Annotated in this window: 24 protein-coding genes; 3 read left to right on the plus strand and 21 right to left on the minus strand. The window is 47.1% G+C overall.

The features are described from left to right. Positions 1-2 precede the first annotated feature (2 nt). Positions 3-944 (minus strand): DHH family phosphoesterase, encoded by a 942-nt coding sequence (locus tag AC1DN5_RS09715; protein ID WP_016938594.1) that lies wholly within the window; start codon positions 942-944, stop codon positions 3-5. 115 nt (positions 945-1,059) lie between these two features. On the opposite strand from AC1DN5_RS09715, the gene AC1DN5_RS09720 reads away from it, so the two are divergent. After that, positions 1,060-1,362 (plus strand): YtpI family protein, encoded by a 303-nt coding sequence (locus AC1DN5_RS09720; RefSeq protein WP_003152434.1) that lies wholly within the window; start codon positions 1,060-1,062, stop codon positions 1,360-1,362. 28 nt (positions 1,363-1,390) lie between these two features. On the opposite strand, the gene AC1DN5_RS09725 is transcribed toward AC1DN5_RS09720, so the two are convergent. From AC1DN5_RS09725 to sppA, 14 genes are all read right to left on the minus strand, one after another. Continuing rightward, positions 1,391-2,707, minus strand: a complete 1,317-nt coding sequence (locus AC1DN5_RS09725; protein WP_045926836.1) for a CBS domain-containing protein — start codon at positions 2,705-2,707, stop codon at positions 1,391-1,393. A gap of 138 nt (positions 2,708-2,845) precedes the next feature. Beyond that, the gene (locus tag AC1DN5_RS09730) at positions 2,846-3,532 is read right to left on the minus strand and encodes a metal-dependent hydrolase (protein ID WP_049627161.1); all 687 of its coding nucleotides are present in this window, start codon (positions 3,530-3,532) and stop codon (positions 2,846-2,848) included. Positions 3,533-3,592: 60 nt separating this feature from the next. Next, a complete protein-coding gene (locus tag AC1DN5_RS09735; RefSeq protein WP_016938591.1) occupies positions 3,593-4,360 on the minus strand; it encodes an SDR family oxidoreductase in 768 nt (255 codons plus the stop codon). A 135-nt stretch (positions 4,361-4,495) separates the two neighbouring features. Next, on the minus strand, positions 4,496-4,624 hold the full coding sequence (locus tag AC1DN5_RS09740; RefSeq protein WP_014470818.1) for a hypothetical protein: 129 nt from the start codon (positions 4,622-4,624) through the stop codon (positions 4,496-4,498). 73 nt (positions 4,625-4,697) lie between these two features. Then, positions 4,698-6,074: an argininosuccinate lyase gene (gene argH / locus AC1DN5_RS09745; RefSeq protein WP_016938590.1), complete on the minus strand. Its 1,377-nt coding sequence runs from the start codon at positions 6,072-6,074 to the stop codon at positions 4,698-4,700. Beyond that, positions 6,071-7,282: an argininosuccinate synthase gene (locus tag AC1DN5_RS09750; protein WP_016938589.1), complete on the minus strand. Its 1,212-nt coding sequence runs from the start codon at positions 7,280-7,282 to the stop codon at positions 6,071-6,073. Before AC1DN5_RS09750 ends, argH begins: the two co-directional genes overlap by 4 nt. 151 nt (positions 7,283-7,433) lie before the next feature. After that, positions 7,434-7,946 carry a MogA/MoaB family molybdenum cofactor biosynthesis protein gene (locus AC1DN5_RS09755; protein ID WP_016938588.1) on the minus strand — a complete coding sequence of 171 codons (513 nt, stop codon included), beginning with the start codon at positions 7,944-7,946 and terminating at the stop codon, positions 7,434-7,436. 101 nt (positions 7,947-8,047) lie between these two features. Next, complete coding sequence (locus tag AC1DN5_RS09760; RefSeq protein WP_016938587.1) at positions 8,048-9,235, minus strand: acetate kinase; 1,188 nt, start codon at positions 9,233-9,235, stop codon at positions 8,048-8,050. A 313-nt stretch (positions 9,236-9,548) separates the two neighbouring features. Next, positions 9,549-10,535, minus strand: coding sequence for a class I SAM-dependent methyltransferase (locus AC1DN5_RS09765; protein ID WP_264818989.1), 987 nt, complete (start codon positions 10,533-10,535; stop codon positions 9,549-9,551). A gap of 61 nt (positions 10,536-10,596) precedes the next feature. Then, positions 10,597-11,100 (minus strand): thiol peroxidase, encoded by a 504-nt coding sequence (gene tpx / locus AC1DN5_RS09770; RefSeq protein ID WP_007408050.1) that lies wholly within the window; start codon positions 11,098-11,100, stop codon positions 10,597-10,599. A gap of 114 nt (positions 11,101-11,214) precedes the next feature. Continuing rightward, a complete protein-coding gene (gene ytfJ, locus AC1DN5_RS09775) occupies positions 11,215-11,655 on the minus strand; it encodes a GerW family sporulation protein (RefSeq protein WP_016938584.1) in 441 nt (146 codons plus the stop codon). 12 nt (positions 11,656-11,667) lie between these two features. Beyond that, complete coding sequence (locus AC1DN5_RS09780) at positions 11,668-12,357, minus strand: DUF2953 domain-containing protein (protein WP_342008020.1); 690 nt, start codon at positions 12,355-12,357, stop codon at positions 11,668-11,670. 76 nt (positions 12,358-12,433) lie between these two features. Next, complete coding sequence (locus AC1DN5_RS09785; RefSeq protein ID WP_016938582.1) at positions 12,434-12,925, minus strand: RDD family protein; 492 nt, start codon at positions 12,923-12,925, stop codon at positions 12,434-12,436. A gap of 13 nt (positions 12,926-12,938) precedes the next feature. Further along, on the minus strand, positions 12,939-13,946 hold the full coding sequence (sppA, locus tag AC1DN5_RS09790; RefSeq protein WP_016938581.1) for a signal peptide peptidase SppA: 1,008 nt from the start codon (positions 13,944-13,946) through the stop codon (positions 12,939-12,941). Positions 13,947-14,128: 182 nt separating this feature from the next. Between sppA and AC1DN5_RS09795 the strand changes: the two genes are divergently transcribed. After that, on the plus strand, positions 14,129-14,935 hold the full coding sequence (locus AC1DN5_RS09795) for an NAD kinase (RefSeq protein WP_016938580.1): 807 nt from the start codon (positions 14,129-14,131) through the stop codon (positions 14,933-14,935). 16 nt (positions 14,936-14,951) lie between these two features. Here the strand turns inward: AC1DN5_RS09795 and AC1DN5_RS09800 are convergent, their stop codons facing one another. The 5 genes from AC1DN5_RS09800 to AC1DN5_RS09820 all read right to left on the minus strand — a co-directional run bounded on the left by AC1DN5_RS09800 (position 14,952) and on the right by AC1DN5_RS09820 (position 20,961). Beyond that, the gene (locus AC1DN5_RS09800) at positions 14,952-16,547 is read right to left on the minus strand and encodes an amidohydrolase (protein WP_366969085.1); all 1,596 of its coding nucleotides are present in this window, start codon (positions 16,545-16,547) and stop codon (positions 14,952-14,954) included. Between the two features lie 22 nt (positions 16,548-16,569). Beyond that, the gene (gene mbcS, locus AC1DN5_RS09805; RefSeq protein ID WP_366969084.1) at positions 16,570-18,156 is read right to left on the minus strand and encodes an acyl-CoA synthetase MbcS; all 1,587 of its coding nucleotides are present in this window, start codon (positions 18,154-18,156) and stop codon (positions 16,570-16,572) included. Positions 18,157-18,304: 148 nt separating this feature from the next. Next, a complete protein-coding gene (locus tag AC1DN5_RS09810) occupies positions 18,305-18,526 on the minus strand; it encodes an alpha/beta-type small acid-soluble spore protein (protein ID WP_007408043.1) in 222 nt (73 codons plus the stop codon). A gap of 80 nt (positions 18,527-18,606) precedes the next feature. Further along, positions 18,607-19,812, minus strand: a complete 1,206-nt coding sequence (gene thiI, locus AC1DN5_RS09815) for a tRNA uracil 4-sulfurtransferase ThiI (RefSeq protein WP_016938577.1) — start codon at positions 19,810-19,812, stop codon at positions 18,607-18,609. 3 nt (positions 19,813-19,815) lie between these two features. Next, positions 19,816-20,961, minus strand: a complete 1,146-nt coding sequence (locus tag AC1DN5_RS09820; protein WP_366969083.1) for a cysteine desulfurase family protein — start codon at positions 20,959-20,961, stop codon at positions 19,816-19,818. A 193-nt stretch (positions 20,962-21,154) separates the two neighbouring features. On the opposite strand from AC1DN5_RS09820, the gene brnQ reads away from it, so the two are divergent. Next, positions 21,155-22,495: a branched-chain amino acid transport system II carrier protein gene (gene brnQ / locus AC1DN5_RS09825; RefSeq protein ID WP_016938575.1), complete on the plus strand. Its 1,341-nt coding sequence runs from the start codon at positions 21,155-21,157 to the stop codon at positions 22,493-22,495. 113 nt (positions 22,496-22,608) lie between these two features. Here brnQ and ezrA read toward each other — a convergent pair whose 3' ends face one another. Further along, positions 22,609-24,300, minus strand: coding sequence for a septation ring formation regulator EzrA (gene ezrA, locus AC1DN5_RS09830; RefSeq protein ID WP_366969082.1), 1,692 nt, complete (start codon positions 24,298-24,300; stop codon positions 22,609-22,611). Between the last annotated feature and the right edge of the window lie 133 nt (positions 24,301-24,433).

Below are 24,433 nucleotides of genomic sequence, written 5' to 3' on the forward strand. Positions count from 1 at the left end.
CTCTACTTGTGTTCGTTACATATCTCTTCAAGATCAGCAAGAATCGGACCGGTTTCATCCCAGCTGAAGATGGATGCGCCGGCTGCAAGCGGATGTCCGCCGCCATTGTATTTCCGGGCAATTCCGTTGATGACCGGGCCTTTTGAACGGAACCGGACTCTGATTTGGTCGTCTTCTTCTACGAAAAACACCCAAGCGCGAATACCGGAAATATTTCCGAGTGTTCCGACGAGCTGCGACGCTTCAGAAGCGGTGGTTCCATATGTCTCCAAAATGTCTTTTTTAATGAAAACGGAAGCGACGCCGTTTTCAGACAATGACACATTTTGATAAATAAAGCCATTCAGCTTCACCACATTTAATTTCGTTTCATACAATTGATTAAACAGCTCTGACGATGAAAATGGGAACTCAATGAGCTCTCCCGCGTATTTTAATGTCTTTTTTGTGGTGTTCGGGAATAAGAAGCGTCCCGTATCACCGACGATACCCGCGTAGATCAGCTCAGCTGCTTTCGTATTCAGCTTCCAGCCGTGCTGCTTTCCTTCCAGGTACAGCTCATAGATCATTTCGCTTACGGAGCTTGCATTCGTATCGACCCATAACAGATCGCCATACGGATCTTCATTTGGATGGTGGTCTATTTTCATGAGCTTTGCGCCGGAATGGTAGCGCTGATCGTCGATCCGTGCTTGGTTTGCGGTGTCGCACACGATGACAAGAGCATCTTTGTAGGTTTCGTCACCCACCTCATCGAGGGAATATAAGAAAGACAGGGACGGCTCAGGCTGTCCGACGGCAAAAATATTTTTTTCGGGATACGTTTCCCGCAGGATTTCCGTAAGGCCGCACTGTGATCCGTAAGCGTCTGGGTCAGGCCTCACATGTCTATGTAAGATAATGGTGTCATATAATGATATGGTTCTGATCAATTCGGATTTCATCGTTTTCTCCTTTTGTTTTTATTCATTTAATCATACTCTTTATCCATGGAAAAGGAAAATCTTTCAGTAACGGTGTAAACGGTTTTGCAAACTCATATAATGGAGGATTTCATTTATGCTGGTTTTTGTTTTTCTCATCGGGCTTTCTGCCTGCTTTTACGTGTATTACAAAGTAAAAGGCATCCAGACGAAACGGGCGCTGGAGAAGGAATGTTTTTCGGCTAAATCAAGTATGGCGTTAGGCGCGCTGGTGCTTTTGTACGGAGTAAACCAAATGATTCTGTTTCACTCCGTCCTGACCCTCGTCATCGGCGGCGTCTTCATTTTAATCGGAGCAGGCAGCGCATGGGCCGGGTATAAAGCCTATAAGCATTATGAACCTATCCATGCAAAAGAAGCGGAGAGAGACCACGCATAATGAATGTCAAGGGACCGAGATGCGTCCCTTAACTTCTCTCCATCAGCTGCACCATGAGCATCGCTTTTGAAACGATGCCGCTTTGGCTTGACACTTCCACTTCCATTTTTCCGAATTTCCGGCCCGCTTCTAAAATGCGCGGCTTTACTTCAATGACCGATTCCATCTGAACGGGCTTTAAGAAGAAAATCGTAATGCTTTCAATGACCAGCTCGCCGCGTTTGCGGGACCGTAAAAATCGGCTGGCAGCCTGAGTTAAAATCGTCGTAAACACCCCGTAAGAAATCGTCCCAAGCTGATTGGTCATCTGCGGCGTGACTTCATATTGATAAACAGCCGGCGTTTTGTCATCTTCTTCTTCTTTAAATCCCCTTGAAACGATATCATCAAGCTTTTCCCCGACCTGAGGCTGCTTTTGAATCATTTGCAGCGCTTTTAAGACGTCCTGACGGCTGATCATACCGATCAGTCTGTGGTTCCCGTCTGTCACCGGGAGCACTTCGATTCCTTCCCAAACCATCATTTGAGCCGCTGAGGCGACAGACGTTTTCCCGATGACCGTGACAGGGTTTTTGGTCATTACTTTTTCAATCGGGACTGACCGGTCATGTCCGGCGATATCTTTCGGTGTGAGAATCCCGTGGATTTTCATTTGCCCGTCAATGACAGGAAAGCGGCCGTGTCCGGTTTCATCGTTTTTTTCGTACCATTTCTCCAGCTTATCTTTAGGAGACAGCGTCACTGTCCGATCGGCGGGAGTCAAAATGTCCTCCACGAGCACAATCTCTTTTTTTATGAGCTGATCATAGATCGCCCGGTTGATCATCGCGGCTACCGTAAAGGTATCATAGCTTGTGGAGAGAATCGGAAGCTCAAGCATATCGGCCAGCTCGATAATGCTGTCGTCGGTATTAAATCCTCCGGTTACCAAAACAGCCGCGCCCGCTTCAAGCGCCTGCCGGTGGGCATTGATTCTGTTCCCGACGATTAACAGGTTCCCCGCCGCCGTATAACGCATCATCGCATCAAGCTCCATCGCGCCGATCACAAACTTATTCAGCGTTTTATGCAGACCGGCTTTTCCGCCGAGCACCTGGCCGTCTATCACATTGACAACCTCGGCATATGTCAGCTTTTCGATATTTTCCTTTTTCTTCTGTTCAATCCGGATAGTCCCCACACGTTCAATAGTGGAAACGAACCCTTTATTTTCAGCTTCCTTAATGGCTCTGTAAGCCGTTCCCTCACTGACTTTCATTTCTTTCGCAATTCTTCTGACCGAAATTTTTTCACCGACAGGAAGCGAATCTATGTACGATAGGATTTGTTCATGCTTTGTTGCCAAGCGTTTCACCTCTAAGGACAGTCTTCTGCTTTTATTATAAGGGCACGGGGGATTCATTCGCAATGAGACGCCCGAAAAAAGGCGTCATCACAAAAAGACCTTCTGAACGTTTGGTTCAGAAGGCCTTTGACACATATGTCAGGCAAGCTCAATGGTCTCGCCGACCGCCATGACTTTGCCGACGCCTCCGGGCAGACTTTCAGCGAAAGCGTCAGGGTCCTGTTCAATGACGGGGAATGTATTGTAATGAACGGGAACGACCTGTTTCGCTCTCAGCCATTCAGCCGCGAGTTTCGCATCTTCAGGCCCCATGGTGAAGTTATCACCGATCGGCAGAAACGCCAGGTCAATGTGATTCAGTTCCCCGATCAGTTTCATATCTGAGAACAGCGCCGTATCGCCGGCGTGGAAAATCGTTTTGCCGTCAATCGTTAATAAAATCCCGGCCGGCATCCCCGTGTATGTGATGGTTTTGTTTTCTGCATCAGTGACCGCCGATCCGTGGAACGCCTGTGTCAGTTTCACTTTGCCGAAATCAAATTGGCGCGCCCCGCCGATATGCATCGGGTGGACGTTTAACCCTTTAAAGCCGAGATAAACGGCCAGCTCGTTCGGCGCAATAACGAGTGCGTCGTTTTGTTTGGCGATCTGCTCTGTATCTCCGACATGGTCATTGTGTCCGTGAGTAAGCAGAATGACGTCCGCTTTCACTTCTTCCGGCTTCAGATTGGTCAGACTGTTTCCGGTTAGGAACGGATCGAAAATAATGTTATGGGTTTTCGTTTCCACTTGAATAACAGAATGTCCGTGATAAGTCACTTTCATCGTTTTCACCTCATAAAAAATTAATATTTATCAAGTTCCCTTTTTGACAAACGAAAAAACTTACAGGGATTGATGCCTGTTAATCACATTCAGCCCGCCTGTTGCTTCTATGACCGTTCCGGTGACAAGATCGGAATCCTCTTCACATAAGAAGGCGATGATTCTTGCAATGTCTTCTCCGGTTCCGGACCTCCCGATCGGCGTGTTTTCTTTCCCGATTTTCCGTCTTGCTTCTTCTATAGACGCTTCTTTCATATCTCCTACAATATCACCCGGGCAGACCATGTTGGCCGTGATGCCTGATTCGGCTTCTTCAATCGCGATGGTTTTCGTTAACGAAGCCAATCCGACTTTAGCCGCCCCGAAAGCGGAACGGTGAAGCCAGCCGGGGGCATGATCTGCGCCTTGGAAGCCGTATGTAATAATCCTGCCGAAGCGCTGCTGTCTCATTACCGGGATAACCGCTTTAAACAGATGGAAAACGGCGCTTAAATTCCCTTCAAGCATGCCATACCATTCGTCATCGGAGTAATCGGCAAGCTTTTTACGCTCAAATATGTACGGCCCGGCGTTGTTAATCAGTATGTCAATTCTTCCAAACCGCTGAAGGGCTGCATCGGCGATCCGCATGAGATCTTCTTTTCGGGTTACATCGCCCTTAACGAATTGCAATCTGTCATGGCACCGGGGATAATCAGCCTTCAGACAAGCGACGGCTTCTTCGTCCTGTCTGTAATTCACTGTGACCGAAAAGCCTTTTTCCAGCAGCATTTCAGTCACTTTTCGGCCCAACCCCTTCGTGCCGGCAGTGATTAGAGCATGTCGCACATTGAATACCCTCCCCAAGCAACGTTGCCGCTTCAATAAAATAAAGTCGTTTCTCCCTCTACTTTACTATAAACAAGCGGCAATATCACTTTTTTGCACTTCATCCGCACGAAAAAAGCCGTCTTTACAGACAGCTTAATTTTCCGAAGGGGCTGAGGCTTCCTCCAGACCGACATAACCGCTTTGGTATGCCTCTGAGATGAGCCGGGCCGTTTCTTCACTTTCTTTTTCATCATAGATGTAACGGTCTTGTTCTTTGCGCATTCCTTCTACCTCCCATCATTATAGATGTAGCGTGTCTGATATGACGGGAAAATATGAAGGAAATTTTAGCAAATTAAACGCCGGCGCAGGCTTTTGCTTTTATGAGCGCCTGTTTTACCTGCTGAAAGCCCGTTCCGCCGGCGCTCATTCTTTTTTCAACCGCATGGTGCGGATCAAGCACGGTATAAATATCTTCTTCAAAGAGACTGCTGGCTTGAAGGAATTCTTCAAATGCCATATCACTTAAATAGATTCCTTTTTCAATGCAGCTGTACACAAGCTTGCCGACCACTTCGTGCGCTTCTCTGAACGGCATGCCTTTTTTGGCTAAATAATCGGCAAGTTCCGTCGCGTTTGAAAAATCTTGTTTTGTCGCCTGTTTCATGATGTCTTTGTTTACGGTCATCGTTTCAATCATGCCCGTAAAAATCTGAAGGCTTCCTTCAACGGTTTTCACCGTGTCAAACATACCTTCTTTATCTTCCTGAAGGTCTTTGTTGTATGCGAGCGGGAGCCCTTTCATAATCGTGAAAAGCCCCATCATATCACCGTATACGCGTCCGGTTTTTCCGCGGATCAGCTCCGCCATGTCCGGGTTTTTCTTCTGCGGCATCATGCTGCTTCCCGTTGCGTACGTATCATCCAATTCAATGAATCTGAATTCCTGCGAGCACCATAGAATGATTTCTTCCGAGAAGCGTGAAAGGTGCATCATCAGCATACTGCTGCTGCTTAAAAACTCGAGAATAAAATCTCTGTCGCTGACCCCGTCAAGACTGTTCTCATAAATGGAGTCAAAACCGAGCAGCTCCGCCGAATAGCTGCGGTCTATCGGAAACGTCGTTCCGGCAAGCGCCCCGCATCCGAGAGGCGATATGTTAATCCGCTTCAGCGCGTCACGGAAACGCTCTTTATCCCGTTCAAGCATCCAAAAATAGGCGAGCAGATGGTGGGCGAAAGAAATCGGCTGGGCCCGCTGCAAATGGGTGTACCCCGGCAGAATGGTCTCGACATTGGCCTCTGCTTTTTCGATCAGCGCTTTTTGGAACTGTTCAATCAGCCCGATGATATGGGAGACATGATCTTTCAAATATAGATGCATGTCTGTCGCCACTTGGTCGTTCCGGCTTCTGCCTGTATGGAGCTTTCCGCCGAGCGGTCCGATTTCTTCAATCAGCATTTTTTCAATGTTCAAATGAATATCTTCATAATCAACAGAGAATTCAAGCGTTCCTTCCTCTGCTTTTTGCAGGAGGGTCTGCAGTCCTTGACGGATGGCGCCTTCTTCTTCCTCCGTCAGAATGCCGCATTTTTTCAGCATTGCCGCATGAGCGAGAGACCCTGTAATATCCTCTTTGACTAAGTTTTGGTCGAATGTGATGGATGCACCGAACTCATCGACCCACTTTTCCGGTGTTTTTTGAAAACGGCCTCCCCAAAGCTTCTTCATGCTTCAATCTGCTCCTTCTTTTTCACAATGCTGTTTACTTTTGTCGGCAGTCCCCAAAGCTCGATAAAGCCGATTGCCGCATGATGGTCAAACGCATCGTCTTTTGTATATGTCGCCAGTTTTTCATCGTAGAGAGAATATTCCGACTTGCGTCCTTCTACAATGGCATGGCCTTTAAACAGCTTGACGCGCACAACGCCGGTGACGTGCTTTTGGGTTTCTTTCAGGAATGCAAGCAGCGCGTCTTTTAACGGTGAGAACCATAAACCGTTATAGATGATTTCAGACAGTTTTTGTTCAATTGCCGGCTTGAAATGAGCCACTTCTTTCACTAAAGTCAGATCCTCAAGCTCTTTGTGAGCCGTAATCAAAGTCATTGCGCCCGGGCATTCATAAACTTCACGGGACTTAATGCCGACCAGGCGGTTTTCGACATGGTCAATCCGGCCGATGCCGTGTTTTCCGGCAGTCTCGTTCAGCTTGAGAATCAAATCAGCAAGCGGGTAGGATACACCGTCGATTGAAACCGGCACACCGGCTTCAAATGCGATTTCGATGATTTCAGGAACGTCCGGCGTATTTTCTAGAGATGCTGTCAGGTCATATGCCCCTTCAGGCGGCGCCGCCCACGGGTCTTCTAATATACCGCATTCATTGGCGCGGCCCCACAGATTCTGGTCGATGGAATAAGGGCTGTCAAGATTGATCGGAATCGGTATGCCGCGGCTTGCAGCGTATTCAATTTCTTCTTCACGCGACCATTGCCACTCACGGACCGGAGCGATGACCTCCAGATCAGGGTTTAATGATTTAATGGATACTTCAAAACGAACCTGATCATTGCCTTTTCCTGTACAGCCGTGCGCCACGGCCACTGCGTTTTCCTTTTCCGCGACTTCAACGAGTTTTTTCGCGATTAACGGACGGGACAGTGCAGATACGAGCGGATACTTGCCTTCATACATTGTATGAGCCTGCATAGAAATAAGCGCGTACTCTTGGGCGAATTCTTCTTTTGCATCAATCACGTACGAATTTACAGCGCCTACTTCCAGCGCTTTTTGCTGAACGAATGCCAAATCCTTTCCTTCCCCTACGTCTAAGCAGCATGCAATAACATCGTATCCCTGTTCTTGCAGCCATTTTATCGCTACAGAAGTATCAAGACCTCCTGAGTATGCCAATACAACCTTTTTCTGTTCTGCCATGTTAAAAGCTCCTTTTGTATAAAAATTAGTTTTAATTAATAAAAATGCATTTTGTATGTATACACTGTAACAAGTAAATTTTGTTTTTTCAAGCTTTTTATAAAAAAAACTCCACCCATTTTTTTGAGCGGAGCAAAGCCTTTTTATACATTTATAAGTCTTTTCGGATCTCCCGGAGCACATGGGGCAGTTCAGGAATAATCAGTTTCTTCATGGCAAGCTTGACGGCGCCTGAGGAGCCCGGCGTGCAGAAGACTGCGGTATTTTGGATCACGCCCGCTGCCGCTCTGGACAAAATGGCCGCGGAACCGATGTCCTCCGTATAGCTCAGCATGCGGAACAGCTCGCCGAATCCCGGGAGCTCTTTTGAAAACAGCGGCGTGACCGCTTCAATGGTGACATCCCTTTCGGCAATGCCCGTCCCTCCGTTTAACAGCACCGCATCTGTATATTCATCCATACAGCCGGATAAAACGGCTTTCTGCAATTCACCTTTCTCATCTTTTACGATGTCATAAGCGATCGTCTCAAATCCCGCTTCCCTGATGAAATCCATCATGACGCGCCCGCTTTTATCGGTTTCTTTCGTTCTCGTGTCGCTGACTGTGATCACTTTGCAGCGCACCGCTGACGGGGCCTCCTGTTTATGTTCATGCACACTCATTGTTTCACCTCATCATTTATGTACTAAGCATATCGTAACGTTTGGCGCTTCGGCATTCAATAGAAAAGCACATCCTTTAAGGATGTGCTTTTTGTCGATCATTATTGTGCAAGGCGGACAACGTCGCGCGCGATCATGACCTCTTCATCAGTCGGAATAATGATGACTTTGACAGGAGAGTGCGGGTAGCTGATAAACGCTTCCTCGCCGCGCACGTTGTTCAGCGCAGGGTCCCAATAAACGCCCATGAATTCTAAGCCGCGAAGCACGCGTTCTCTGACTTCAACGCTGTTTTCACCGATACCGGCAGTGAAAATAATCGCGTCAACCCCGCTCATTCTCGCAGCGTAAGAACCGATGTATTTATGGATTCTGCTTGCGAACACTTCAAGCGCCGTTTCCGCTCTTTCGTTGCCTTCTTTTGAAGCTTCCACGATATCGCGAAGGTCACTTGAGAAACCGGATATGCCAAGCAGTCCGCTCTTTTTATTTAATGTATTTAATACTTCATCAGCCGTCTGATTCGTTTTTTCCATAATGTACGGAATCAAGGCAGGGTCGATGTTCCCTGAACGCGTTCCCATCGCAACACCCGCAAGCGGTGTGAAGCCCATTGACGTATCAATTGATTTTCCGCCTTCGACGGCTGCGATACTTGCTCCGTTACCCAGGTGGCAGGAAATCAGGCGCAAGTCTTCAAGCGGACGGCCGAGAAGCTCAGCTGCGCGCTGTGTCACGTATTTATGAGATGTGCCGTGGAAACCGTATTTGCGGATGCCGTATTTCTCGTAGTATTCATACGGAAGGCTGTACAAGTAAGATTGCTCAGGCATCGTTTGGTGGAACGCCGAATCAAATACTGCAACCGCAGGTACATCCGGAAGCACTTCTTTAAAGGCTTTAATGCCGACGATGTGAGCCGGGTTGTGAAGCGGCGCAAGTTCTGAAATCTCTTCAATCTCACGGATTGTTTCATCCGTAAGCAAAACAGAATCGCTGAATTTTTCTCCGCCGTGAACAACACGGTGGCCGATTCCGTCAATTTCATTTAAATCCTTTATAATACCGAATTCAGTCAGCTTGTGAAGCAGCATCTTCACCGCGACCGCATGATCCGGAATATCTGTCACTTCTGTATTTTTTTCGCCGTTAACAGAGATTGTGAAAACGCTGTCGGCGATACCGATCCGTTCTACTAAACCTTTTGTTAGCACCTTTTCTGAAGGCATTTCGAATAGCTGAAATTTTAAAGATGAGCTTCCTGCGTTAATTGCAATAATTTTAGACATAAATGACGCTCCTATCAAAATTCTTCTTCGTTTGTTTCGTTCTTTTTTCCCAGACCGTAACTGCAGTCCAAAAAATATCTGACTTTTCCATTTAAACATTGTCAACTCAGCATTTCAAGTCAACATCCATATTGGTACCGCTTACAAAATGAAGTCGTTATTTTCTGATAAATCCACACTGTGCCAAATGGACGGCTCGGTCTTACGGAATGTTATGTTCTTTCCTTAAGTTGTGTCAGCACCCTGATATCCATTCATTTTCAAAAGCAAAAAGCAGTGCGGGATTTTGCGTCACCACCCTGCTTTTTCGCCATTATTTTTCTTTTTGAATCCATTGATCCAATTTTGCCATCATCTCACGCATCGCCTGCTGGTTCGCGAAGGAAGGAAGGTTGGCCAGAAGCGTTTGTTTCGGCGGCTTTGCGCCTTCGCCTTTTTTCTGCAAAATTAAAATGCTCTTTGCCTGCGCTTCGTCTTTAAACAGAGTAGCCGGCAGCTGAAGAAGGGCGTTGATATACACTTTTTCCGCAAAAAACCGCTTCAGTTTATCGCTTTGGGCGCTGTCAAACAGATGGTTCGGAATCATAAAAAACAAGTATCCGCCCGGTTTTGTATGCTTGACGCTCTGCTCAATGAATAAGTGGTGGGCAAATGAGTGGCCTTCATCCGCTTTCAGCTCAAACGCTTCTGCGCCTTCGTCATTCGGATAATAGCCGACCGGCAAATCGCAGAGGACCGCATCAGCCGGTTCGATAAATAACGGCTGAAGACTGTCCTGGCAGAACAGCTCCATTTCTTTTTCCTGCAGATTCGCCTGGGCATAAGCGATCTTCAGAAGGACATCATCAATTTCAATGCCGAAGCTTTTTGCCGCTTTGTCAGAAAGCTGGTTTGCCGCGGTCAATAGAAGGTTTCCGGTGCCGCAGGCGGGGTCCAGCAATGTCAGGCCTTTTTGGCCGCCCGTAAATTTATTCACGAGGTAACTGATGAAAAGGCCGATCGTATCAGGCGTCATCTGTCTGTTCGGATGGGATTTATCTTTCAGTCCTTTTAAAATGGCGAGCTGAAACGCCTTGCGGATCCATTCAGGCTCCCATTGTTTGAAGTCTGCTTTCGCAAGCAGGCTGTTAAGCTGTTCGGTTTGTTTTTCCTGAAGCCGAAGCTGTTCGGCCGTTTCGAGAAAATACATCTCTCCCGCTTCCGCAAGCCCCTCAATATAAGACAGCTGAAGGCCTTCTGCTATTACTTGGGCGGCTTCATCTAAAAGTTCATAAATCTGACCGACATGGTCGTGTTGCATGCTGTTTCCTCCTTGCCATGAAAAGAGCTCCGCGGCAGCACCCGGAGCTCTTTTTCTCTCTTTACTTAATTAATGCTTTTGCAGCTTCGATAGGCTTTTCATAATTCGGGTGGTTTGTCGCTTCGCTTACGTATTCCGCATAAACGACTTTTCCGTCCTGATCAAGAACGAATACGGAACGCGCCAAAAGACGAAGTTCTTTGATGTAAACACCGAATGCTTCACCAAATGACATCTCTTTATGATCCGATAATGTTTCAACTTTGTCGATTCCGTTCGCTCCGCACCAGCGCGCTTGTGCAAACGGGAGGTCGGCGCTGATTGTATAAACGTTCACATCGCCGAGTTTTGCTGCTTCTTCGTTGAAGCGGCGCGTCTGCGCGTCACATACGCCCGTGTCAATGGAAGGAATAACGGATATGATTGTTACTTTCCCTTTCATATCTGCTAATGTCTTCTCTTCTAATCCGTTTGTCAAAACCGTGAAGTCAGGAGCTTGGTCACCCGGTTTCACTTCTTGTCCGATCAGCGTCACGGCTCCGCCTTTAAATGTAATCTCAGCCATTCTGATTCCTCCCTTATCTATGTATAGCTCTATCATAGTCGAGTTTTATGCAAACTGCAAAGGTTATGCCGCATCGTAAAAAAAGCTAACTGCGGGCGGCAGTTAACTTTTCTGTTATAAATCAATATCCGTTCTTTTTTGGTTCCGGCCTTTTTCATTTTTTTTAAACATATGCTGGATGCGTTCAATCGTTTGAGGCGCGGAGTCTAACAGTTTATCAATCAAATGGGTGTTCTCGTCTAAATGAAGCATACGCACGCCGTTTGTTCCGACAATCAGAAACGCAATCGGCGTAATGGATACTCCGCCGCCGCTTCCGCCGCCGAACGGGAGCTTCTGCTCTTTTCTTTCGTCGTCCTCGGTTCTTTTTTCAGCCGGTTTTGCTCCAAACTCGCTTCCGCCCGCCGCAAATCCGAAGCCGACCTTTGAAACCGTTAAGATTACGCTGCCGTCAGGCGTTTCAACCGGATCACCGATGATTGTATTCACGTCGATCATTTCTTTCAAATTTTCCATAGCGGTTTTCATTAAACCTTGAATGGGATGGTCTGCCATGTGCGCTCCTCCTTAAACTGATGAATCATTCTTTGAAGCAGCCGGAACCGGCTGTTTCTTTCGTATGATAGAAAGTCCGTTCCGCCCGTATTTGAGCAATTTGAAAGCTGCACCTATAAGATGTCCAAAACGAAAAAAGAATATACACTGCAAATGCGTCTTGGATGCAGGCACTTGAAAAGACGGAATGACTTCGCACACCGGTTTATGTATAAAACGCAGATGGTCATACAGCAACGCCGTAATGCCTCCCTTTACGGCCCACAAGCCGCCGGCGGCGATTCCCGTAACGGCGGCGTCCTTTATTCCGATAACCGTCACCCATTCGAACTTCGTCACGCGGACTCCCGCAAGAAATGAGGCGCCGATTTGACGCATTCTGACGACCTGATGCAGAATCATTTCTATTCTGTGAATGGTCTGTTTGACATCTTCATATGTGATTTTTTTCTTCTCTTTTTGCTGACCCTTTATTTTAGATTTTGTGTCTTGCTTGACATCAATTGACGCATCTTCGCTGTTTACTTTAATAACGGGCAGCGTTTTTTTAAAACGGATCAGCCCGTATAAGGCAGAGAGTTTAAACGTCATTTTGTCGTTATCTTTATCATGCAGATATTCGAAAGTCAGATGGATTTTCATCCTCATGAGCAGCCAGAACAAAATGAGAATGAGAATAACAGCTGCTGCGGCATATCCCATAAGCTTCACTTCCTTAGCTGCATTATCGCCAAAACCAAAAAAAATAAACCCGGATGTTTATCCGGGTTTATTGCTTTTATTTGCGGTACAGTGCTTCGTGAATCACCGTTGTGTCGGCAATAAGATCATGAATTCCCTGCTTCTTAGGCGTAAACGCAATGACAATATAAAGAATCCAGATTTTATCGATATAACGCCCCACTGCTTCCCTGAAAATGACGGTGCCCCATGTCAGCGGTTTTCCGGGCGTCAAAGAAGTGACTTTTAACCCGAAGACCATTTTGCCGAGTGTCTGATGAAACCATTTTGTCATGAACACAAAATAGGCGAGGTAGACGATCAAAGTTGTGACGGAATAGGCTGAGATTGTAAACATTCCGCTTGTTTTCGGTAAATTCATCAGTGTGAACACCGGTGAAACGATGATATGATTAAGCCCCCAGATCACCAGCCAATCGAGAAGAAACGCCCAAAACCGGATCCAAAAGCCCGCGTAAGCCGGGTCGAGCGTCCCGTGTTGCTCGGCTTCCTCTTCTTTGCCGTGAAAGCCTTCGTAAGTTGCGTCCATTCTTTCTTCCCCCCTACTTTGCATAGAGATACATCATCCGCGGCGAACCGGATTGCGAAATAAGCTCTTTCATATTCAGAAAATCAATTTCGCTTTTAAACATTTTCGCTGCGCTCATGGAAAAGAGCGAGCCTAATCCGAATCCTTCCTCGTACGTGATGACTGAAGCGTTTTTCATATTTTTATGGTCCTTTTTCATCGCGCTGATCGTATCATCGTAAAAACCGAGATCATCAACTAGGCCGATTTTTTTCGCTTGTCTGCCGTCATAAACACGGCCGTCGGCAATTTTTTTCACATCTGCTTTTGACATGTGCCGGCCTTTTGAAATGACATTGACAAACCCTTCATACGAATCATTGACCATCGTCTGCATGATCTTTCTTTCTTCCTTCGTCATGTCGCGGGTCGGTGACATAATGTCTTTATGCGCGCCGCTTTTGATGGTTTCAAACTTGATGCCGAGTTCATCAGCGAGCTTAGAATAATTGACGCTTTCCATGATGACGCCGAGTGAGCCGGTGAGCGTTTCCGGTGAAGCATAGATTTTATCAGCGGCCGTTGAGATGTAGTAGCCTCCCGATGCCGCCATGGAGCCCATGGATACATAAATCGGTTTCTTCGTTTCTTTCTTTAGTTCTTCCAGTTTTTTATGTATTTCCGCGCTTTCATACACGCCTCCGCCTGGGGAATTGATTTTCAGGACAATTCCTTTGACGCTTTTATCTTCTTTCGCACGCTCTATTTGTTTTAAAAATGATCTGTGATCATACCCGCCTGAGCTGAGCAGGCCTGCGGACTCCCCGTTATCCTCAATCGTGCCGTCCACTTCAAGCACGGCGATTTTACTGCCGGGGCTTCCCTTATCAAGCGTCACTTCCTCTGTGTCATCTGTCAGGGATGCAAAGTCAGACCCTGTATCTCCGACATTTTTCAGCACCCCGACAGTCACACTTGCAATGACTGATACGCCGAAAATGCCGATAGCGATGACGAGCGCAATCCATCTTTTTGCATTCATTTATTCTGCCTCCTTTTCTGTCACTATTCGTACGTTCTCCTGGAAAAAAAGATTCACTTTTTTCATGAAGCGCTTTCACTTAACGGATAAACAGGAAACATGTTACACTATTGCCACAGGTATTTTAACACAATATCTGATGGGAGAAAAACGTAAATATGACAGCAAAGGGGAATGGAGATATGACCGATCTTCGCCGCAATGTTTATTTTTTTCACAAACAAGACAACGAAACAAAAGAACAAGTCAGCTCTCTGAAGCAGCTTGCCAAATCGCACGGTTTTACAGTTGCGGCCCAACCGGAGGATGCCGGGATTATCGCCAGCATCGGCAGCGACGGCTCATTTCTGCAGGCCGTCAGAAAAACCGGATTCCGTGATGACTGCCTGTATGTCGGCATCGCTAAAAAAGGAAAAGCCCATTTGTACTGTGATTTTCACAGCGATGAGCCTGAAAAAATGGCGGACAGCATGACCGCGGAACAGCTTGAGGTCAGAAAATACCCGCTCATTCACGTAACAGTGGACGGCAGCAATCATTTTCACTGTTTAAACGAGGTTTCCATCCGTTCAAGCATTATTAAAACGTTTGTGATGGATGTGTTAATTGATGATCTTCACTTCGAGACCTTCAGGGGCGACGGCATGATCATTTCCACCCCGACAGGCAGCACCGCCTACAATAAATCCGTTTCAGGCGCTGTTGTTGATCCTTTGATTTCCTGCATGCAGGTATCCGAACTGGCCTCTTTGAATAACAACACATATCGCACCCTCGGATCTTCGTTTATTTTAAGCGCGGACCGGAAGCTGACACTGCAGGTGGTGCAGGACGGCAATGAGCATCCGATTATCGGACTTGATAATGAAGCGCTCAGCACGAGAAATGTCAAAAAGGTTGAGATTACACTATCCGATAAAAAAATCAAAACGGTCAAACTGAAGGACAACTCTTTCTGGGAAAAAGTAAAGCGCTCATTTTTATCATAAAAAAAGAGGACGGGCATTAACGCCTGTCCTCTTTTTCATATACGATACGGCCGCCGACGACGGTTTTGACAGCATCCAATTCATGAAGCTTTTTCGGGTCCGTTTTAAACGGATCGCCGCTGAGAACGGTAAAGTCGGCATCATAGCCGGAAGCTATCCGTCCGCGGCTATGTTCTTTATGGATGATTGCCGCGCTTCCCTCCGTGTAAAGCTGAATGGCTTCGTACACGGTCAGGCACTCTTTTTCATAATAGGCCGGACCTTCCGGGTGCTGCTTGCTTGTACGGAGCACAGCCGATTGAATGCCCAGAATGGGATCTGCCGGTTCTATCGGGGCATCTGAACCTCCGGCGCACAGCAGCCCTTTCGACAGCAGGGTTTTCCAGGCAAAAGCGGTTTTCATCCGCTCTTCTCCGAGCCTGTCAATCACCCACGGAAAATCACTGGCCACAAAATGCGGCTGAAGATCAAGGCCGATCGGAAGCCGGGCGGCTCTTTCCATCAAACCGTGATCTAATACTTGCGCATGAATGAGCCTGTCTAGCTGTCCGGGCTTTGCCGGGTATCTTTCGATCACATCGAGCACCTTTTCAAATGCAAGGTCGCCAATCGCGTGCACGGCGATCTCCATCCCTTTCTGTCTCGCTTTATAAACAAGAGCGGCAAGGGTTTCGTCATCGTGCACCTGAACGCCGGAAACAGACGGATCATCATGATAAGGCTTTTTCAACAGGGCCGTTCTGCCGCCGAGCGCGCCGTCTGCGAAGATTTTCATCGCTCCGTATTCCAGATAAGGCCCTGTCCTTTTGTCCAGAGCGCTCCACCTGTCGACGGCTTCGTGATGAACAAGCAGATGTGCCCGAAAAGGGAACAGGCCGCTGCCTGTTAACGACTCGTACGCGGCAACGGGAACGGACGCGTCTCCGTAGTATGCCAGATCCTCGGAATGCCCGCCGGTCAGGCCTTTTGACCAGCAGTCCGTGATTGCCGTTTGAAGAGCGCGTTTGACATAGTGAAGCGAGACGGGCGGAAGAGCCTGAGTCACAAGCTCTTGGGCTTTATCCAGCAGAAGGCCTGTCGGACCGACGCTGTCCCGGACGATAATCCCGCCGTTTGGATCAGGTGTATCGTTTGTAATCCCCGCCGCGCGCAATGCGGCCGAATTGACTGCAGCGGCGTGCCTGCATACCCGCTTCAGCAGGACGGGGCGATCGGGAAAGAGCGGGTCAAGGTCATGCTTCGTTACATAAACCGGCTGTTCAAACAGATTTTCATCCCAGCCTTCGCCGATCAGCCATTCGCCATCTTCCAATTCACGCTCTGCTTCTTTTGCAGCCTGCAGTATCGCTTCTTTTGACTTCAGCTGTGACAAATCAAGGCGGAGCTGTTTCTCACCGTGTCCGATCAAATGCATATGACTGTCTGTAAAACCAGGAAACATGACAGCCCCATGTAAGTCGATTTCCTCCGTATCAGGCGAACCGTATGTCTCGCAGAGCTCCTGAAAGCTGCCCGTCTGTCTGATGATGCCGTCTTCGGTATAGACGGCTTCAGTGACATGGTTTTCGTCAAGCATTGTATAGATGGTGCCGCCGTGCCAAATCGCTTTCATCCCCGCTCACCCTTTTTCTGTATTAAGCTTTTTTATCCGCCTTCAGCCGTTCTTCACGCTGTCTCAGCTCTACCCGTCTGATTTTTGCGGATGCCGTTTTCGGCAGGCTTTCGACAAATTCAATTTCTCTCGGATATTTATAAGGCGCCGTAATCGTTTTTACGTGGTTTTGCAGTTCTTTAACAAGTTCGTCACTGCGCTTCTCATCGTTTTGTAAAACGACATAAGCTTTTACGATTGAACCTCTGATTTCATCCGGGCTCGCCACGACGGCGCATTCTTTCACTTCCGGATGCTTGACGAGCGCGTCTTCCACTTCAAAAGGCCCGATTGTATATCCGGAGCTGACGATAATGTCATCATTGCGGCTTTCAAACCAAAAGTAGCCGTCCTCGTCTTTTTTCGCGCGGTCGCCTGTCAAAAAGTAATCTCCGCGAATCTGCTTCTTCGTTCTTTCAGGGTCTTTATAATATTCCTTGAATAAGGCCGGTGTGCTCAAGTGCACGGCGATATCGCCCGTTTCGCCTATTTCACATATTTCGCCTTCATCGTTTATAATTTCTACTTGATTTCCCGGTGTCGGTTTCCCCATGCTTCCGGGCTTAATGTCCATATTCTTCAGGACGCCGACTAACAGAGTGCTCTCCGTTTGGCCGTAGCCGTCTCTCACTTTAATGCCGAAATGTTTCAGGAAGATGTCAATGACTTCCCTGTTCAAAGGTTCACCCGCAGAAACTGCGCTGTGAAGGGCAGAAAGGTCATACTTGTCCAATTCCTCCACCTTGGCCATCAGGCGGTATTCAGTCGGCGTACAGCAGAAGACATTGATCTGATGGCGCTCAAGCATCTCCAGATACGTCTTGGCGTCGAATCTGCCGTGATAAATAAATCCTGTTGCGCCGCTTCCCAGAACGGCAAGCAGCGGGCTCCACACCCATTTCTGCCAGCCGGGCGCCGCGGTGGCCCAGACTGTATCGTCTTCAGAAATATCCAGCCATGCACCGGCGGATGTTTTTAAATGGGCAAAAGCCCAGCCATGTGTATGTACAACGCCTTTAGGCTGGCCGGTCGTTCCTGAAGTATAGGATAAAAACGCCATGTCCTCTCTAGTTGTATCAGCGGTTTGAAAACTGTCTCCGTCCGCTTCAATCGTTAAGAGGTTTTTCCAGCCGGCATCATTTTCACCAATGGCCAATGTCACGAGCTGATCGGTTTTCACCTCATCAAACGCGTTTATAAATGAAGGATAAACGATAACGCCTTTCACTTCGGCGTGTTTAATGCGGTAGTCCAAATCTTTGGCGCGAAGCATCTCCGAGCAAGGAATGACGACCATCCCCGCTTTTAAGATCGCTAAATACACAGCATACGCTTCAAGCACTCTCGGAACCATGACAATCAGCTTATCGCCTTTTTCAAATCCGAGACCTTTCAGGCGGGCTCCGATTTTATTCGTTTCTTCCATCAGTTTTTCATATGTCCAGACTTTCTTACTGCCTGTTTGATCTTCCCAAATAAGCGCGTTCTTCTCTTTGGAACGGCTGAACTTTTCGATTTCATTTACTAGGTTATAGTTCTTTGGGGCGATTAAATCTTCTCGTTTTAACACGAACAACTCCTCACTTTCTTTCCCTATTATACATAAACATAGGACGTAACAATAAAGATATGCATAAATTGCTTCATGCCTTCTAGCTTTATTCATGAAAAAAGAGCGGGGATTTCCCCGCTCTCTTAGCCATTATGTGAAGTTGTGATTAAAACTGCTGCTGGCTGCTTCCGCCCATGCTTTGCTGAGCAAAAGAAACAAGACGTTTTGTGATTTCTCCACCGACAGAACCGTTGGCGCGAGAAGTTGTTTCCGGTCCAAGGTTTACACCGAATTCAGAAGCGATTTCATACTTCATTTGGTCGATAGCTTGTGCAGCTCCTGGCACTAAAAGCTGGTTGCTGTTTCCGCTGTTTGATTGTTGTGACATGTGTATCACCTCCTTGTGAGTATAGAATGTGATAAAACACATGTCCTCATTCAAAAAAACTTTGGTAATTGTATACAGTTCTAAAACAGGCCGGCAAATTTATCGTGAGCTTCTTGTTCTGAGTAAACAGTAATGGTTTCAATACCGGCTGCTGCCTCTGCAATCAGCGGTTCAAAATCAACAAAGCTTTCGAAATGCTCGATTTTTTCTTTTTTCGGGCGTGTTTTCGGACTTGGCGGCGTAAAGATGGTGCAGCAGTCCTCAAACGGCTGAATGCTTGTTTCATAAGTGCCGATTTCTTTTGATTTCTCGATGATTTCTGTTTTGTCCATTCCGATCAGAGGACGCAAAATCGGCGTTGCCGTTACGGCATTGATCGCATACATGCTCTCAAGCGTCTGGCTTGCCACTTGGCCGAGGCTTTCCCCCGTAATGATCGCGAGCGCTTTTCGTTCTTCTCTGATTCTGTCCGCGATCTGCAGCATGAGACGCCGCGTCGCCGTCATCGTATAGTTTTCCGGAATTTGTTTTTGGATGAGCTCCTGCGTCTTTGTAAACGGCACGATATGAAGCGTCATACTGCCTCCGAACTTTGCGAGGCATCCCGCGAGGTCCATGACTTTCTGCTTTGCCCGTTCGCTCGTATACGGCGGGCTGAAGAAGTGCACGGCCTCCACTGATAATCCCCGTTTCATCGCGTAAAAGCCGGCAACCGGACTGTCAAAACCGCCGGAAAGCATCAGCATCGCTTTCCCCGCGGAACCGACAGGAAGGCCTCCGGCGCCTTTTTCGTTACGGATGGTCAGGAATGTGGCTTCCTCCCTGATTTCAATCCGAAGCGGAATATCGGGATTTTTCACATCGACGGTTAATCCATCCGTGTTTTTCAAAATATGGCCGCCGATCTCAGCGTTCATCGCATTCGTATCTAATTCAAACTGCTTGTAAGCCCGTTTGGTCTCGACCTTAAACGTATTCCCCGGCTTATATTGGCCTTCCATCGCGGCTAATGCCGTTTTTTTAATCTCTTCAAGCTTGCTTTCGCATTTAATGGCGAGACTGAAGCTCTGAATGCCGAATATATTCTTTAATAAGGAACAAATTTCCTCCGGGTTTTCTCCATTAAGTGTAATTGACATCCGATCCCGGTTTGAAAAGTATTTTACCTTTTTATAATCCTTTAATACCAGGCGGATATTCTGTTTTAATCTCTCAATAAAACTGCGTCTGTTTTTTCCTTTTGTGGATATTTCACCAAAACGGATTAAAATATGATCGTAATTCATTTGCTACCTCATCATTTTTTTTAGTTTTTGAACAGCCGGCGCCAGCGCGGCCATAAACGGTTCTGTAATATCAGCCGTGTGGCTGAAGTTCAGGCTGACTCTGATGCTGCTTGATGCAATCTGTTCGCCTTTATTCATTTGCAGAAGAACACGGCTCGGCTTGTGCTCTCTTGCCGAACATGCCGCGGTTGTGGAGACATATATTCCTTTTTCCTCAAGCATGTGCAGCAGCACTTCCGCCTTGACGCCCGGAACGGAAAAATTAATGATATGCGGGGCGCTGTTTTTTACGGGAGTGTTGATGACGATCCCGTCCGTCCCGCTCAGCCTTTCCATCAGCGCATTCTTAGCCGCCTCCATAGAAGAAAGCCGCTCATTCATATCACGTGCAGAAAGATTGACCGCTTTCGCAAGGGAAACGGCGCCTGCTGTATGTTCTGTCCCGGCACGAATGCCTTTTTGCTGGGTGCCGCCCGTCATAAGCGGAATGAGCCGCGTTCCCTTTTTGACGATAAGCGCCCCGGTTCCTTTTAAGCCGTGAAATTTATGCCCTGAAATGGTGCAAAGGTCGATACCCGCTTCTTCTATAGACAGCGGGACTTTATGAATGCCCTGTACATGATCAACATGAAACAGAATATTCCGGTGCTGTTTTAACAGCCCTCCGATTTCTTTGACGGGCTGAATAGAGCCGACTTCATTATTGACATGCATAACGCTGACGAGTATTGTGTCCGGCCTGATGGCCGCTTTTACATCTTCTAAAGAAACGATGCCGTCTTGGTCGGCCGGAAGATATGTGACTTCAAAGCCAAACAGCTCTGTCAGCTGATCAAGCGTTTCCGTCACGGAAGGATGCTCAATCGCTGAAGCAATGATATGTTTTCCTTTACTCATGTTTGCCCAGGCGGCTCCCTTTAACGCAGCGTTGTTCGCTTCAGTCGCGCCTGATGTAAATACAATATCATAATTTTTCAAACGCAAGGTTTTTTTTATTTGCTGAGCGGCCGCTTCAAGGAGCTGTTCCGTCTCAGTTCCTAATCGGTGCAAAGACGAAGGATTGCCGAAATACCGGCTGCTTGTCTGTTTGTACACATCCAATACCTCTTCATACGGCTCGGTCGTTGAGCTGTTGTCTAAATATATCATTTTTTTTACTCCTTTTATGAAAACGGTACATCGTATGATATTTATGCTACCATAACAAAAGTAAATATAAATTCGCAATAAATCGAGTATTGACTTCTCTGTACATTGCCATATAATAAGTAATGTTCGTTTTGTTATATTGTCTGACAATTAATTGACAGAATATTTCAACATAGTATTTAGGAGGACTTTTATGAAACACTCACTACCTGTCAAAGATACCGTTATTATCGGTTTCATGCTTTTCGCACTTTTTTTCGGGGCAGGAAATATGATATATCCGCCGGAGCTTGGACAAGCGGCTGGGCATAATGTCTGGAAAGCGATGGGCGGTTTCTTACTGACCGGCGTTGGTCTGCCGCTTTTGGGTATCATCGCCATCGCATTAACGGGTAAAGATGCAAAAGGGCTTGCCGATAAAGCTCATCCGGTATTCGGCACTATTTTCACCGTTGTGCTTTATTTATCAATCGGACCGCTTTTTGCGATTCCGAGAACCGGAACCGTTTCATATGAAATCGGTGCAGTTCCGTTTTTGCATGGTGTTCCCGAAAGACTGTCGTTATTTGTTTTCACGCTAATCTTTTTTTCCATTACGTATTATTTAGCTCTTAATCCTTCCAAAATCGTGGATAGAGTCGGAAAGATTTTGACTCCTATTAAATTCGGTATTATTTTAATCATCGTCGTAAAAGCCATTGTCACTCCGATGGGCGGACTGGGCGCCGTACATCAGGCATATTCCGGAACACCGGTATTCAAAGGATTTTTGGAAGGCTATAAAACAATGGATGCGCTCGCTTCGATCGTCTTCGGTGTTGTTGTCGTCAACGCTGTTAAAAGCAGGGGCGTCACCCAGCGTAAAGCGCTCGCGGCCGCTTGTATTAAAGCGGGTCTTATAGCAGCGGCAGGTTTGACATTCATTTATTTATCTTTGGCCTATTTGGGAGCGACAAGCACGGACGCTGTAGGGCCGCTCGGCGAAGGCGCAAAGATTTTATCAGCTTCATCTGATTACCTGTTCGGTTCACTGGGCAACATCGTTCTCGGCTCTGCCATCACCGTTGCGTGTTTAACGACAAGCATCGGGCTTGTTACATCTTGCGGCGAATATTTTTCAAAATTGATTCCCGCTTTATCATACAAAATGGTGGTTACGATTGTCACGCTCTTCAGCCTGGCGATTTCAAATTTCGGGCTTGCTGAGATCATTGCATTTTCAGTTCCTATTTTATCAGCCATTTATCCGCTGGCGATTGTCATTATCGTCCTTTCCTTTATTGATAAAATCTTTAAGGAAAGACGGGAAGTTTATATCGCCTGCCTGATCGGAACGGGGCTCTTCAGCATTCTGGACGGCTTGAAGGCAGCCGGCATTCCGCTCGGATCATTAGATTCATTCTTAAACGCAAATCTTCCGCTTTACAACATGGGAATCGGCTGGGTGCTTCCCGGAATCGCCGGAGCGCTCATCGGCTGCATTATCACGCTTTTTACCAGCCCTCCTATCGAATTAAATAAAGTGAAATCGTAACATTCAGCGTCTGCGGCTTGACGATATCAGCCGCAGGCGCTTTTTATATTCCGTGAGAAACAAAAAAACTGCCCCTCTGATGTACATCAGAGGAGCAGTTTTTGCCTGTACGGCTATGAAGCGGATTGATCAGCTTTAATTTTTTTCACGGCGCCGGGAGCTGCTTTTTCAACAGCTTCTGCCGCCATCTCATAAGCTTCATTATAGCTGTAAGCGTAAAACAGCCGTTCAGCTTCTTTCAGCTGTTCAGATAAAATGTGATTCTGGCTTCGGAAGCGATTGCCGTACTGAATGATCCGCTCAATAAGCTTCACCTGAATGACAAGTTCCTTCGCCTCTTCGCTGACTTCTTCAACCATCTTTTCAGCTTCGGTAAGGTGTTTGGCGGCTTCCTCCATGTTCAGCGGCAGCTCTTCCAATTGGCTGACGGTTTCTTCTATATGATGATTTGCCGTCTCCAGCTTGTCCTTGACCTGCTCGGGAATCCCCGGCACGTTGCTTTTTTGCAGCATTCTGGCCGTATCAGAAATGGTTTTCCGAAGATACGTCAGCGTTTCCCGCGCCTGCAGTTCTTCTTTTCTGAGCGCCTGCAGATTTTCACGGTATTCGGCATGTTCTTTCTGAGCCTCTTCCATCTGTTTTTCAATGGCTTCGACTTCCTCAATCAGCAGTGAGTAAGCGACATGCTCACCGTCGAGTTTTTCTCTCGCCTGCTCAAGAAGCCGGCCGATTGTTTCCATCTGTTTTTCGAACGCGTTCTGTCTGCCGATTTCTCCCGCCGTCAGCTGATAGCTTTCCTTGACGAGCTCTGTTTCGGTTTTTGTGCGCTCTTTTTCGTCCTCAAGCTTCTCATACGCGATGATCAGTTCAGGCATTTTGCTTAAGACGGACTGACCGGCTTCCACTTCGCCTTCCAGCTGTTCATACATCGATTGAATGGTTTCATCAATCAGCTGAAGAATGGCGGATGCTTCGTCGACATCCAATTCTTCCAAAAGCGCGTTTTCGGCCCGTTTCACTTGATTTGTGAGTGTTTCCAGCTCTTTTTCGATTTGAATATGCTCCAGTTTGTAGCCTTTTTCCGTCATTTCCCGGTAGCCGTCTTTCAGCTTGGCAATTTGGTTCGGCACGGTCTGTTTACAGTCCGCGAGCAATTTGGGAACGTCATTTATGTATGTTTGAAGCTGATCCAGCCTACGGTCCTGTTCAAGCAGCACTTTTCTCGCTTTGATGTAATTGCCGCCTTCCGTCTCTTCTTCAAACTCTTTTATGCCGCTCCAAATTTCATCGAGATCCGTCTCCAGGCTGTTATAAAGCTCACCGTAGAGATGGCTGTACGCCAGAAGGTTTTTCCGCGCTTTTGAATACCGCTCACGCACCTGTTCAATCTCTCCGCGGCTTTTTTCCTCGCTCGTCACAAGGTCGCTGATCTCACGCAATATGCCTTCTATATTTGATTCAGCGGCGGTGAGGAGGTCGTCGATGTGGACAAGCACCTGATTCGCTTTTTTAAACCGGTATTTGTCGGCGTTCTCTTCGGCATCATAAAGGAGCTCTTCTACTTTCGGCAGATGGGCTGTGACAATTTCATCCCACTCTTCACGCCATCTTTCAAAGAACTCTTCCGTCTCTCCGGTCATTTTCAGATGTTTGATCTTGGACATTTCTTCCACTATCGAACGGTTTAAAATTTCAATCTTCCATGACTCCAGCCGGTCAATTTCCGTATAAATTTTTTTCCTGAAAAAGTAGCCCGCCGCAAAGAGCGCGAGCAGTATAACCAATAATCCGATGACTAACTCCATAATGAGCCCCCTTGTTGTTCTCTTAATCTGTCAGGGTGTTTTATGTATTCAGAAAGATTTCAATATATGTATTGAGAAAATCTGTCGTTTTCATTGTTATTATGATACCATGTAACCAACATTTTTTGACCAG

The organism is Bacillus sp. 01N42_2 (assembly GCF_056399565.1).

What these genes read in the sequence shown, in the direction of transcription:
- argH (WP_016938590.1), bottom strand. Translation starts at nt 6,074, where the DNA reads ATGAAGAAGCTTTGGGGAGGCCGTTTTCAAAAAACACCGGAAAAGTGG.
- AC1DN5_RS09765 (WP_264818989.1), bottom strand. Translation starts at nt 10,535, where the DNA reads ATGCAACACGACCATGTCGGTCAGATTTATGAACTTTTAGATGAAGCC.
- AC1DN5_RS09780 (WP_342008020.1), bottom strand. Translation starts at nt 12,357, where the DNA reads ATGGGATATGCCGCAGCAGCTGTTATTCTCATTCTCATTTTGTTCTGG.
- AC1DN5_RS09720 (WP_003152434.1), top strand. Translation starts at nt 1,060, where the DNA reads ATGCTGGTTTTTGTTTTTCTCATCGGGCTTTCTGCCTGCTTTTACGTG.
- brnQ (WP_016938575.1), top strand. Translation starts at nt 21,155, where the DNA reads ATGAAACACTCACTACCTGTCAAAGATACCGTTATTATCGGTTTCATG.
- AC1DN5_RS09730 (WP_049627161.1), bottom strand. Translation starts at nt 3,532, where the DNA reads ATGAAAGTGACTTATCACGGACATTCTGTTATTCAAGTGGAAACGAAA.
- AC1DN5_RS09750 (WP_016938589.1), bottom strand. Translation starts at nt 7,282, where the DNA reads ATGGCAGAACAGAAAAAGGTTGTATTGGCATACTCAGGAGGTCTTGAT.
- ytfJ (WP_016938584.1), bottom strand. Translation starts at nt 11,655, where the DNA reads ATGGCAGACCATCCCATTCAAGGTTTAATGAAAACCGCTATGGAAAAT.
- AC1DN5_RS09760 (WP_016938587.1), bottom strand. Translation starts at nt 9,235, where the DNA reads ATGTCTAAAATTATTGCAATTAACGCAGGAAGCTCATCTTTAAAATTT.
- tpx (WP_007408050.1), bottom strand. Translation starts at nt 11,100, where the DNA reads ATGGCTGAGATTACATTTAAAGGCGGAGCCGTGACGCTGATCGGACAA.
- AC1DN5_RS09800 (WP_366969085.1), bottom strand. Translation starts at nt 16,547, where the DNA reads ATGAAAGCGATTTGGCACGGCGGCACCATCTATACAATGCTTGACGAA.
- AC1DN5_RS09755 (WP_016938588.1), bottom strand. Translation starts at nt 7,946, where the DNA reads ATGAGTGTGCATGAACATAAACAGGAGGCCCCGTCAGCGGTGCGCTGC.
- AC1DN5_RS09715 (WP_016938594.1), bottom strand. Translation starts at nt 944, where the DNA reads ATGAAATCCGAATTGATCAGAACCATATCATTATATGACACCATTATC.
- AC1DN5_RS09785 (WP_016938582.1), bottom strand. Translation starts at nt 12,925, where the DNA reads ATGGACGCAACTTACGAAGGCTTTCACGGCAAAGAAGAGGAAGCCGAG.
- AC1DN5_RS09820 (WP_366969083.1), bottom strand. Translation starts at nt 20,961, where the DNA reads ATGATATATTTAGACAACAGCTCAACGACCGAGCCGTATGAAGAGGTA.
- AC1DN5_RS09795 (WP_016938580.1), top strand. Translation starts at nt 14,129, where the DNA reads ATGACCGATCTTCGCCGCAATGTTTATTTTTTTCACAAACAAGACAAC.
- sppA (WP_016938581.1), bottom strand. Translation starts at nt 13,946, where the DNA reads ATGAATGCAAAAAGATGGATTGCGCTCGTCATCGCTATCGGCATTTTC.
- AC1DN5_RS09810 (WP_007408043.1), bottom strand. Translation starts at nt 18,526, where the DNA reads ATGTCACAACAATCAAACAGCGGAAACAGCAACCAGCTTTTAGTGCCA.
- thiI (WP_016938577.1), bottom strand. Translation starts at nt 19,812, where the DNA reads ATGAATTACGATCATATTTTAATCCGTTTTGGTGAAATATCCACAAAA.
- ezrA (WP_366969082.1), bottom strand. Translation starts at nt 24,300, where the DNA reads ATGGAGTTAGTCATCGGATTATTGGTTATACTGCTCGCGCTCTTTGCG.
- AC1DN5_RS09740 (WP_014470818.1), bottom strand. Translation starts at nt 4,624, where the DNA reads ATGCGCAAAGAACAAGACCGTTACATCTATGATGAAAAAGAAAGTGAA.